The organism is Micromonospora sp. URMC 107, assembly GCF_051386315.1.
In the GTDB taxonomy this organism is placed as follows: Bacteria; Actinomycetota; Actinomycetes; order Mycobacteriales; family Micromonosporaceae; genus Micromonospora.
Map to the genome: position 1 here is coordinate 1 of NZ_JBPQTK010000169.1, position 10,421 is coordinate 10,421.

General features: G+C 72.8%; 11 protein-coding genes and 1 pseudogene. 6 read left to right on the top strand and 6 right to left on the bottom strand.

Translation table 11 applies throughout. The features are described 5' to 3' along the window. Positions 1 to 9 precede the first annotated feature (9 nt). A complete protein-coding gene (gene purH / locus ACSNN9_RS25775; RefSeq protein WP_436675788.1) occupies positions 10 to 1,581 on the bottom strand; it encodes a bifunctional phosphoribosylaminoimidazolecarboxamide formyltransferase/IMP cyclohydrolase in 1,572 nt (523 codons plus the stop codon). After that, the gene (gene purN / locus ACSNN9_RS25780; RefSeq protein ID WP_358080925.1) at positions 1,578 to 2,198 is read right to left on the bottom strand and encodes a phosphoribosylglycinamide formyltransferase; all 621 of its coding nucleotides are present in this window, start codon (positions 2,196 to 2,198) and stop codon (positions 1,578 to 1,580) included. Before purN ends, purH begins: the two co-directional genes overlap by 4 nt. 182 nt (positions 2,199 to 2,380) lie before the next feature. Between purN and ACSNN9_RS25785 the strand changes: the two genes are divergently transcribed. Both ACSNN9_RS25785 and ACSNN9_RS25790 read left to right on the top strand, forming a co-directional pair. Next, complete coding sequence (locus ACSNN9_RS25785) at positions 2,381 to 2,680, top strand: CD225/dispanin family protein (RefSeq protein WP_358080922.1); 300 nt, start codon at positions 2,381 to 2,383, stop codon at positions 2,678 to 2,680. 20 nt (positions 2,681 to 2,700) lie between these two features. Continuing rightward, positions 2,701 to 3,294, top strand: a complete 594-nt coding sequence (locus tag ACSNN9_RS25790) for a DUF4190 domain-containing protein (RefSeq protein WP_436675789.1) — start codon at positions 2,701 to 2,703, stop codon at positions 3,292 to 3,294. 162 nt (positions 3,295 to 3,456) lie between these two features. Here ACSNN9_RS25790 and ACSNN9_RS25795 read toward each other — a convergent pair whose 3' ends face one another. Further along, positions 3,457 to 4,731, bottom strand: a complete 1,275-nt coding sequence (locus tag ACSNN9_RS25795) for a cell division protein PerM (protein ID WP_436675790.1) — start codon at positions 4,729 to 4,731, stop codon at positions 3,457 to 3,459. 158 nt (positions 4,732 to 4,889) lie between these two features. On the opposite strand from ACSNN9_RS25795, the gene ACSNN9_RS25800 reads away from it, so the two are divergent. Then, complete coding sequence (locus tag ACSNN9_RS25800; RefSeq protein ID WP_436675791.1) at positions 4,890 to 5,156, top strand: DUF4190 domain-containing protein; 267 nt, start codon at positions 4,890 to 4,892, stop codon at positions 5,154 to 5,156. Positions 5,157 to 5,226: 70 nt separating this feature from the next. Here ACSNN9_RS25800 and sucD read toward each other — a convergent pair whose 3' ends face one another. The 3 genes from sucD to ACSNN9_RS25815 form a co-directional block, all read right to left on the bottom strand. Then, the gene (gene sucD / locus ACSNN9_RS25805) at positions 5,227 to 6,114 is read right to left on the bottom strand and encodes a succinate--CoA ligase subunit alpha (protein ID WP_357876059.1); all 888 of its coding nucleotides are present in this window, start codon (positions 6,112 to 6,114) and stop codon (positions 5,227 to 5,229) included. Positions 6,115 to 6,116: 2 nt separating this feature from the next. Beyond that, positions 6,117 to 7,295: an ADP-forming succinate--CoA ligase subunit beta gene (gene sucC / locus ACSNN9_RS25810; protein ID WP_436675793.1), complete on the bottom strand. Its 1,179-nt coding sequence runs from the start codon at positions 7,293 to 7,295 to the stop codon at positions 6,117 to 6,119. Positions 7,296 to 7,739: 444 nt separating this feature from the next. Then, entirely contained in the window at positions 7,740 to 8,144 is a 405-nt protein-coding gene (locus tag ACSNN9_RS25815) for a cobalamin B12-binding domain-containing protein (RefSeq protein ID WP_101412721.1), read from the bottom strand. A 430-nt stretch (positions 8,145 to 8,574) separates the two neighbouring features. Here ACSNN9_RS25815 and ACSNN9_RS25820 point away from each other — a divergent pair, with 430 nt between their 5' ends. The 3 genes and pseudogenes from ACSNN9_RS25820 to ACSNN9_RS25830 form a co-directional block, all read left to right on the top strand. Further along, entirely contained in the window at positions 8,575 to 9,294 is a 720-nt protein-coding gene (locus ACSNN9_RS25820; protein WP_436675795.1) for a M23 family metallopeptidase, read from the top strand. Between the two features lie 273 nt (positions 9,295 to 9,567). Further along, a complete protein-coding gene (locus ACSNN9_RS25825) occupies positions 9,568 to 10,323 on the top strand; it encodes a M23 family metallopeptidase (RefSeq protein ID WP_436675796.1) in 756 nt (251 codons plus the stop codon). A gap of 21 nt (positions 10,324 to 10,344) precedes the next feature. Continuing rightward, a pseudogene (locus ACSNN9_RS25830) lies at positions 10,345 to 10,421 on the top strand (chorismate mutase); the annotation flags it as partial.

Here is a 10,421-nt window from a genome sequence, read left to right on the forward strand (position 1 = left end):
GGGTGGGGGTCAGTGGAAGAAGTGGCGGGTGGAGGTCAGGTACATGGTGACGCCGGCCTCCTTGGCGGCGGCGATCACTTCCTCGTCCCGGATCGAGCCGCCCGGCTGCACGATCGCGCGCACCCCGGCGTCGATGAGGATCTTCGGGCCGTCGGCGAACGGGAAGAAGGCGTCCGAGGCGCAGACCGCTCCCCGGGCCCGGTCCGCCCCGGCCCGGCTGACCGCGAGCTGCGCCGAGTCGACCCGGTTGACCTGGCCCATCCCGACGCCGACGGTCGCGCCGTCCTTGGCCAGCAGGATCGCGTTGCTCTTCACGGCGCGCACCGCCCGCCAGGCGAAGGCCAGGTCACGCAGGGTCGCCTCGTCGGCGGCCTCGCCGGTGGCCAGCCGCCAGTTGGCCGGGTCGTCGCCCTCGGCGTCGATCCGGTCGGCCATCTGCACCAGTACGCCGCCGGTGACCTGCCGCCACTCCGCCGGCAGCGGGTCGAAGGCCGGCGCGTGCAGCAGCCGGATGTTCTTCTTGCCCTGGAGGATCTCCACCGCGCCCTCGTCGAACCCGGGCGCCACCAGCACCTCGGTGAAGATCTCCGAGACCTGCCGGGCCAGCTCGACCGAGACCGGCCGGTTGACGGCGATCACCCCGCCGTACGCGGACACCGGGTCGCAGGCGTGTGCCTTGCGGTGCGCCTCGGCCACGTCGGCGCCGACCGCGATGCCGCACGGGTTGGCGTGCTTGATGATCGCCACCGCCGGCTGGTCGGCGAAGTCGTTGGCCGCCCGCCACGCGGCGTCGGCGTCGACGTAGTTGTTGTAGGACATCTCCTTGCCGTGCAGCTGCTGGGCCTGGGCGAGCCCGGCCGGGCTGGACGGGTCGACGTAGAGCGCCGCCGGCTGGTGCGGGTTCTCGCCGTAGCGCAGCACCGCCGAGCGGCGCAGCGACAGCCCGGCGAAGGCCGGCCAGCCGTCCTCCTCGGGCGCCAGCGTGGCGGCGCACCACTCGGCCACCGCCACGTCGTACTCGGCGATGACGGCGAAGGCGCGGGCCGCCAGCACCCGCCGCTGGGCCAGCGTGAAGCCGCCCTCGTCGAGCGCGGCGAGCAGCGCCGGGTACGCGGCCGGATCGGTCACCACGGCGACCGAGGCGTGGTTCTTGGCGGCCGCCCGGACCATGGCCGGACCGCCGATGTCGATCTGCTCCACGCACTCCTCGACGCCGGCGCCGGAGGCGACGGTGGCCTGGAACGGGTAGAGGTTGGACACCAGCAGGTCGATTCCCGCGATGCCGTGCTCGTCGAGCTGGGCGACGTGGGAGTCCTTGCGCAGGTCGGCGAGGAGCCCGCCGTGCACCTTCGGGTGCAGCGTCTTGACCCGCCCGTCGAGGATCTCCGGGAAACCGGTCACCGTCTCCACCGGGGTCACCGGCACCCCCGCGCCGGCGATGGCCGAGGCCGTGCTGCCGGTCGAGACGAGCTCCACCCCGGCCTCGTGCAGCGCCCGGGCCAGCTCGACCAGGCCGGTCTTGTCGTAGACGCTGACCAGCGCCCGCCTGATCGGGCGGCGTTCGTCCTGAGTGGAACTCACGGGACCGTGACCTTCCTTCCGGTGATCGTCCAACCTTCGCGGACCAGGCGGCCCACCTGCTCGACGAGCTGGCGCCGCTCGGCTTCCTTGATGCGCTCGGTGAGCGTCTCGACGTCGTCGTCGTCGTGCACCGGCACGGCGACCTGCGCGACGATCGGGCCGGTGTCCATGCCGGCGTCGACGAAGAAGAGCGTGGCCCCGGTGACCTTCACGCCGTAGGCGAGGGCGTCGCGCGGGCCGTGGATGCCGGGGAACGCCGGCAGCAGCGTGTTGTGCGTGTTCAGGTAGCGGTCGCCGAAGGCGGCCAGGAAGTGCGGACCGACCAGCTTGAGGAAACCGGCGGAGACGACCAGGTCGGGCCGGTGCTCGGCGACGCGGGCGGTCAACGCGGCGTCCCAGTCCTCGCGGGTGGGGTGGTCGGCGACCCGCTCGACGAAGGTCGGTACCCCGGCCGCGGCGGCCCGGTCCAGACCCGCGATGCCGTCCCGGTCGGCGCCGACGGCCACCACCCGGGCCCCGTACGCAGGATCGGCGCCGGCGTCGAGCAGGGCCTGAAGGTTGCTCCCGGAGCCGGAGACGAGGACGACGATGCGGGCGACGGACGCGGGCTCGGTCACCGGGCCACCCTATCGGGCGTGCCGGCGGGTCCATCCGCTGGGCATTGCGACATTCACCGACGACGTGAATGGCCCGGACCAGGTACGCTGCCGGTCGCTCGGGCCCGGCGCGCGTCGGCCCGCACCCGTCAGTGATCCGACGCCCTTGGCGGGGTGTCGAGTGGAATGAGGAGTACGCCGAGATGCAGCCCGGATACCAGCCGCAGCAGCCGCAGGTCAACAACAACATGACGATGTCGATCGTCGCCATCTTCCTCTTCTGGCCGCTGGCCATCCCGGCGATCATCAACGCCTCCAAGGTGAACCCGCTGCTCCAGCAGGGCGACTATGCGGGGGCCCAGGCCGCCGCCGCCGAGTCGAAGAAGTGGTCCAAGTGGGCGCTCATCGTCGGCATCAGCTGGTACGTGATCGTGCTGGTGTGCTGCCTGCTCGGTGGGCTCGCCGGCGTGGTGGGCGGCAACACCTCCACCAGCGGCTACTGACAGATCGGACGAGGAGTCGCATGCAGCCCGGTTACCCCGGACAGGATCCGTACGGCCAGCAGCCGCACCAGGATCCGACCGCGCCGCACCACGACCCGTACGCCCCGCCGCCCGCGGCGCCGTACGGTCAGCAGCCCACCTCCGGGCAGCCGAACGACCCGTACGCCGCACCGCAGAACCCGTACGGCCAGCAGGACCCCTACGGGCAGCCGCCCACCTCGGGCCAGCCCTACGGGCAGCCGGCGTCGGGTCAGCCGTACGGGCAGCAGCCGTACCAGGACCCGTACGGCCAGCAGGCGTACGCGCCGCCGCCCATGTACCCCAACGCGGGGTTCACCGGGAAGGGGCCGGGGCAGCAGCAGAACACCCTCGGTCTGGTGTCCATGATCCTCGGCATCGCCTCGATCCCGCTGGTCTGCTGCTACCTCGGCATCCCACTGGGCATCGGCGCGTTGGTGACCGGGTGGCTGGGCAAGCAGAAGGCCGCCCAGGGGCTGGCCGACAACAACGGTCAGGCCCTCGCCGGCCTGATCTGCGGCGCCATCGGCGTCGTGCTCGGCCTGCTGCAGATCATCCTGCTGGGCTTCAGCTTCACGCTGCCCAACCAGCCCTGACCGCCATGCGACAGGGGCGTCCCGGATCGTCCGGGGCGCCCCTTCGGCGTCTGTAGGCCCTCAGCGGGCCGGGGGCTGCCGGCCCTTGGCGGGCCGGGGGCTGCCGGCCCTCGGCGGGCCGGGGGCTGCCGGCCCTCGGCGGGCCGGGCGAGCTGCCGGCCCTCAGCGGGGCGCGCGGGACAGCACCCGGGTCGCGGCGGCGCCGATCAGCGCCCCGGCCGTGACGACCGCGGTCGCCACCGCCGCCACCTGCCAGGCGACGGGCCCCACCTCGGCCAGCCGGCCGCCCCCGAGCGGCCCGGCGGAGGCGGCCGCGGCGGCGCCCAGCAGCAGACCGGCCACCGGACCGGCGAGCGCCGCCGGCCCGAGCAGCGGCCCCCAGCGCAGCGGCGTCCGGTCGTCGGCGGCGATCCGGAGCAGCCGCCGGGCGAGCAGCCAGCCCGCCGCCATCCCGGCGAGGACCGGCACCGCGAGCAGCCCGGCCCCGAGGCCGTCGACCGGCCCGCGCGGCAGCCCGGCCAGCAGCGGTACGGCCGGCAGCGCCCCCACGGAGACCTCGCTGGTGCGCACCGCCGTGTCGGTGCCGACGGCGAAACCGGGGCCGAGCAGGTAGCTGACCGCCCAGATGGTGGCGTTGGGCGCGTAGGCGAGGCTGACCAGCGTGATGCCGGCCTGGCCGGCGACCCCGGTGCGGTAGGCCCCGATCAGGTCGGCGGCGTCCCCGCCCCCGGTGGCCACGGCGAGCCCCGCCGCGCCGGCCCCCGCGCCGAAGAGCAGCAGCCCGGCGACCAGCCCGGTGCGGATCCCGTCGCGCAGCGGCTCCGGGGAGCGCGCGGCGAGCAGGCCGGCCACGTGCGTGGTCCGCACCGAGCCGACCAGGGCCCCGAGCGTGCCGAGCACCACGAGGGTCAGCCCGGCGCGCACCGGTGACACGCCGGCCAGGACCGCGCCGAGCACCCCGAGCAGCGCGTACGCGACGCCGACCGCACCGGCGGCGAGGAGCGCCTGCCGGGGTGACCGCCCACCCCGCGCGCCGATGGCCCGGCTGGCGTGCACGCCCGCCCGGGTCAGCCGCCAGACCACCAGCACGGTCAGCGCCAGCGGCGCCAGCCCGAGCGGGCCGGCGGCGGTGTCCAGCGGTACGCCGTGCCCGAGCAGCCAGCCGGCCAGCCCGGCGCGGAGCGCACCCGGCACGGAGGCCGCACCCTCGCTGAGCTGGAACAACCAGAGCACGACCACGACCGGCAGCCATGAGGTGAGCGCCGCCCACCCGGCGGCGACCCCGGCCGCGACGGCGAGCGGGGCGCGGCTGCGGCGCGGCTCGCCGGCGCGGGGCGCGGGCACCCGCCGACCCCGCCCGGCGGGCGCGGCCGGCCGGGCGCCGGGGCCGACGTCGACGCCGGGACGGCTGGGCTGATCAGGGGTGACGGAGGACATCGCGTCTACTCTGGCATGCCGGGCCGGCGGCGGCAGTCCGATACCGCCCCGTAGCGGCGACGAGTTCCGTGATCCACCATCTCCCGCCCCCGATCCGGTCTAGCCTCGGGCGCAGGGACGCGACCGAGGGTCGCGGCACCGACGTCCGGAGGAGAGCCGTGAACACTCCGTATCCGCCGCCCCCGCCAGCGCCGTCCGCGGCCGGCCGTGACCGCACGGTGCTCTGGGGCGTGCTCGGCATCATCCTCGGCCTGCTCTGCTGCGGCATCCTGGGGATCGTCTTCGGTTACCTGTCGATCCGGGACGCCAAGCGCTTCGGCCAGTCGCCCGTGCTCGGCTACCTGGCGATCGCGTTCGGGGTGCTCAACATCATCGGCAGCGGCGTCCTCTGGGCCGGCGGCAACTACCCGCTCTACAACGACTGAGGCCACCCACGCCACGACGACGGAGGGCCGACCGCGAACGGTCGGCCCTCCGGTCGTACGTCAGTCGGGCTCAGCCCGCGGACATGATCTCCCGCATGAGCTTGGCGGTCTCGGTCGGGGTCTTGCCGACCTTGACGCCGACGGCCTCCAGCGCGCTCTTCTTGGCGTCGGCCGTGCCCGCCGAGCCGGAGATGATCGCACCGGCGTGCCCCATGGTCTTGCCGGGGGGCGCGGTGAAGCCGGCGATGTAGCCGACCACCGGCTTGGTCACGTTCGCCTTGATGAACTCGGCGGCCCGCTCCTCGGCGTCGCCACCGATCTCACCGATCATGACGATCGCGTCGGTCTCCGGGTCAGCCTCGAACGCGGCGAGCGCGTCGATGTGGGTGGTGCCGATGATCGGGTCACCGCCGATGCCGACGCAGGTCGAGAAGCCGATGTCACGCAGCTCGTACATCATCTGGTAGGTCAGCGTGCCGCTCTTGCTGACCAGGCCGATGCGGCCGGTGCCGGTGATGTCGGCCGGGATGATGCCGGCGTTGGAGGCGCCCGGCGAGGCGATGCCCGGGCAGTTCGGGCCGATGATCCGGGTCCGCTCCCCCTTGGCGACGTTGTACGCCCAGAACGCGGCGGTGTCGTGCACCGGCACGCCCTCGGTGATCACCACGGCCAGGTCGATCCCGGCGTCGATCGCCTCGACGACCGCGCCCTTGGTGAACTGCGGCGGCACGAAGATCACGGTCACGTCCGCACCGGTCTGCGCCATCGCGTCCGCGACGCTGGCGAAGACCGGCAGCTCGGTGCCGTCGAAGTCGACCGTCTGGCCCGCCTTGCGCGGGTTGACGCCACCGACGACGTTGGTGCCCGCGGCGAGCATCCGCCGGGTGTGCTTGGAACCCTCGGAACCGGTCATCCCCTGGACGATGACCTTCGAGTCCTTGGTCAGCCAGATAGCCATTGTCAGACCCCCGCAGCCGCCAGCTCGGCGGCCCGCTCGGCCGCGCCATCCATCGTGTCGACCCGCTGGACCAGCGGGTTGTTCGCGCCGTCGAGAATCGCCCGGCCGGCCTCGGCGTTGTTGCCGTCGAGGCGGACGACCAGCGGCTTGGTGACCTGCTCGCCGCGCTGCTCGAGCAGGGCCAGCGCCTGCACGATGCCGTTGGCGACCTCGTCGCAGGCGGTGATGCCGCCGAAGACGTTGACGAAGACGCTCTTCACCGACGGGTCGGAGAGGACGATCTCCAGCCCGTTCGCCATCACGGCGGCGCTCGCGCCACCGCCGATGTCGAGGAAGTTGGCCGGCTTGACGCCGCCGTGCCGCTCACCGGCGTACGCGACCACGTCGAGAGTCGACATGACCAGGCCGGCGCCGTTGCCGATGATCCCGACCTCCCCGTCGAGCTTGACGTAGTTGAGGTCCTTCTCCTTGGCGGCCTGCTCCAGCGGGTCCACCGCGGCCTGGTCGACCAGCGCCTCGTGGTCCGGGTGCCGGAACCCGGCGTTCTCGTCGAGGGTGATCTTGGCGTCGAGCAGCAGCAGCTTGCCGTCGCCGGTCTTGGCCAGCGGGTTCACCTCGACCAGCGTGGCGTCCTCCGCGACGAATGCCTTCCACAGCCCCACGGCGGCCTCGACGACCTGGTCGGCCACGTCGGCGGGGAAGTTGGCGGCGGTGACGATCTCGCGCGCCTTCGCCTCGTCGACGCCGGTGTTGGCGTCGATCGGGGCCTTGACGACCTTCTCCGGGGTCTCGGCGGCGACCTGCTCGATGTCCATGCCGCCGGCGACGCTGGCGATGCAGAGGAAGGTGCGGTTCGCCCGGTCGAGCAGGTAGGAGAAGTAGTACTCCTCGGCCACGTCCGCGGTCACCGTGATCATGACCTTGTGGACGGTGTGGCCCTTGATGTCCATGCCGAGGATGTCGGTGGCGCGGGCCACCGTCTCCTCCGCGCCCTCGGCCAGCTTCACGCCGCCGGCCTTGCCTCGGCCACCGACCTTCACCTGCGCCTTGACGACCACCCGACCGCCGAGGCGTTCGGCGATCGCGCGGGCCTCCTCCGGGGTCGTGGCGACGCCGCCGGCGAGCACGGGCAAGCCGTGCCGTTCGAACAGGTCCCGCCCCTGGTACTCGTACAGGTCCACGTTTGCGCGTCCCGTCCCGTCTCCGCGGCGCGCCGTCGCGCCGCCACCAGCGTTATGGAAAACAGTTTGACGCCTGTCATCACTTGACACAGGCCATTGGGCGCAGCCTAGCGAGGTGGACACCGCCGGCAACCGAGCGGGTGCGGGTTGTGTGGTAATGCACAATCGGCGGCGTCGCGCGGCCTTTCCGCGACTTCGGCCCGATGTCAGCCGTCCGGGCGATGTTGCCGGGGGCGCGTAACCCCTCCGTGGGGGCGTCGTTGAGTCAGGTGTCGGAGCGCTGCTCGCAGCGCGGCGACGGGAGCGGCCGATGCCCTGTCGGTCGAGGGGTGGCGGCGGGGCATCGTGCATAGAGGGGCCGGACGTGTGAGGGGTGCGTCCGGCCCCTCCCCCTGTCCTGTGTCGACCGCCGACCCACCGTCGGCCCCGAATCCGCGACCGCGGTCAGGCGACGGGCTGGGCGACGTTCTGCCGAACCCACTCGACGATCGACTGGGTGGTCGCGCCCGGCGTGAAGATCTTGGCGACGCCGATCCGCTGCAACTCCGGGATGTCGGCGTCGGGGATGATGCCGCCGCCGAACACGACGATGTCGCGGGCGTCGCGCTCACCGAGCAGCTCCACCACCCGCCGGAACAGCGTCATGTGCGCCCCCGACAGCACGGAGAGGCCGACCGCGTCGGCGTCCTCCTGGATCGCGGTCTCCACGATCTGTTCCGGGGTCTGGTGCAGACCGGTGTAGATGACCTCCATGCCGGCGTCCCGCAGGGCACGCGCGACGACCTTTGCGCCACGGTCGTGGCCGTCCAGGCCCGGCTTGGCGACGACGACCCGAACACGAGAGCTCATCAGCGCATCCCTTTCACCGGCTCCGCGGCTTCACTGAACGAACGGTAACCCGCCCGGCCCGGCCCGGGAAATCCGGGCGGCGAAGCCGGCGGGCGCGCGGCCCGGCCGGGTCCCCGCCGCGCCGGTACGACGGAGCCCGCCGACCCTCGGCGTCAAGCCGGACGACTCCGCCGTTCGGTCACCCTGCGCGACGAACGGGCAGTTAGGGGGGCACCGTTCGAGGGGTACGACCTGTGACAATAATGGACGCAAAGGGACAGAACGCGGCGGCAATTCGGCGCTTCGGCTTGTAACGGGACTGGTGGTTGGCTAACGTGTCCACGGTTGTCATCAGGTCCACGGACGGGTGACGACGCGGTCAGCCGACGTTCACCCGAGCTTCACGGGCGTCGACGAAGCCGCTTCGGATCCCCGACAACGGAGGGTGTGCGTGCGCCAGCGCCTGTCGTCTGAGCCCGATCGATATCGCGGCCGCCGCCGCGTACCCACCCCCCCGCGTAGCCGCTACGCAGCCGTCGTCACCACGGCGTTCGTCGGCGCCGGCATCGTCGCGATCGGTGCGAGCGCCCTGCCCGACGCCAAGAGCGTCAGCCCGTCGGTCCTCGACGAGCTCAAGGCCGCCTCGACCATCAACCAGGACGCCGCGGCCCGCGTCGACGCCGCCGACCGCGCCAGCCGCGACAGCAACCGGGGCGGGGCGGACGAGTCCGCCGAGTCCGACGTCTGGCTGCTCCCGCTGCAGCAGGACTACGAGTTCCACTCGCCCTACGGCATGCGCTGGGGCAAGCTGCACACCGGCGTCGACCTGGTCGCCCCCGAGGGCACGCCCTACGTCGCCATCCACAGCGGCACCGTCACCAAGGCCGGTTGGTTCGGCGGCTACGGCTACACCGTCATCGTCCAGCACGCCGACGGCAGCGAGGCGATCTACGGCCACTCCTCCGCGCTGAGCGTGAAGGAGGGGCAGCAGGTGAAGACGGGCGACCAGCTCGGCCTCGTCGGCAACACCGGCCACTCCTACGGCTCCCACCTGCACCTCGAGGTGCATGTCAAGGGCGAGCCGCGCGACCCGGTGCCGTGGCTCATGGAGCGCGGAGTGGACATCAAGCTACAAGTCGAAGCGCACTACAGCGAGGTAGCCGCGCCCTGACGCTGCGCATCGCCCGTTGACCGCCCGGATCTGCCGATCCGGGCGGTTTTTCGTTTGCCACCGCCGACCAAAGTAAGCCGGGTCACATCCACGATTGTGACGGGCACCACGGCTTCACATGATCACTTTTGCGAGCGAAGGCCCCGGACGGGTACGTACCGGACGGCAATGGCCGTCCCCGCCCCGGCGCGGTTGCGTCCCAGTACCCGTCACGCGGCGTGGCGACACCAGTATTTCGAGGTCAAGTGCCCCCTCGATCAGTGAAGGTCCGCCGTGCAGGAAGACATTCGGAACGAGAACACCCCCGACGCCCCCGCCCCGCGCCGGCGGTTCGGCAGCCGCACCCGCGTGATCATCGCCGCGGCGGCCCTGGCCGGCCTCGGCCTCGGTGGGGCGGCCTTCGCGGCCACCGGGAACGACGAACCCTCCCTCCCGGCCGCCGCGGTGGAGCCGCAGGCCCGCGCGGAGGCGGCCGACCGCGCCGACCGCTCCACGCGTGAGACGACCGCCCCGGCCACGCCCTCGGCGAGCCCGACGCCCAGCCCGACGAAGGCCCGCCCGTCGGCGAAGCCCAGCCCGAAGACGACCTCCGCCGAGCCGAGGCCGAAGAAGACCAGCAAGCCGAAGCCCAGCTGGGTCATCCCGATGAAGGGCGCGGCGATCACCTCCTGCTACGGCCCGCGTTGGGGCACCCAGCACGCCGGCATCGACTTCGCGCTGCCCGCCGGCACCCCGGTCCGCGCGGCCTTCGGCGGCACCGTCACCAAGGCCGGCGACGTCGGCGACGGGTACGGCATCTCCGTCTTCGTCGACCACGGCAACGGTTACCTGACCCACTACGCCCACCTGAGCACCACCAGGGTGGGCGTGGGCGAGAAGGTCGGCGCCGGGCAGACCATCGGCCTGGAGGGGTCCACCGGCGACTCCACCGGCCCGCACCTGCACTTCGAGGTGCACCAGGGCCAGATGTGGAACCAGATCGACCCGGCGCCGTTCCTGCGCGCCCGGGGCATCGACGTGGCCTGCTGACCCGTACCACCGGAAACGGCCCGTTTCCGGGCCGCCCTCGGCACCGACGGCACGCAGCTCGCGCTGCTGCTGCTCCGCGCCGGCCGCGGCCCCCTGTG

Bases quoted from the DNA above. Each gene is read 5' to 3' on its own strand.
- ACSNN9_RS25785 (WP_358080922.1), top strand. From the start codon at position 2,381: ATGCAGCCCGGATACCAGCCGCAGCAGCCGCAGGTCAACAACAACATG.
- ACSNN9_RS25790 (WP_436675789.1), top strand. From the start codon at position 2,701: ATGCAGCCCGGTTACCCCGGACAGGATCCGTACGGCCAGCAGCCGCAC.
- ACSNN9_RS25795 (WP_436675790.1), bottom strand. From the start codon at position 4,731: ATGTCCTCCGTCACCCCTGATCAGCCCAGCCGTCCCGGCGTCGACGTC.
- sucD (WP_357876059.1), bottom strand. From the start codon at position 6,114: ATGGCTATCTGGCTGACCAAGGACTCGAAGGTCATCGTCCAGGGGATG.
- ACSNN9_RS25815 (WP_101412721.1), bottom strand. From the start codon at position 8,144: ATGAGCTCTCGTGTTCGGGTCGTCGTCGCCAAGCCGGGCCTGGACGGC.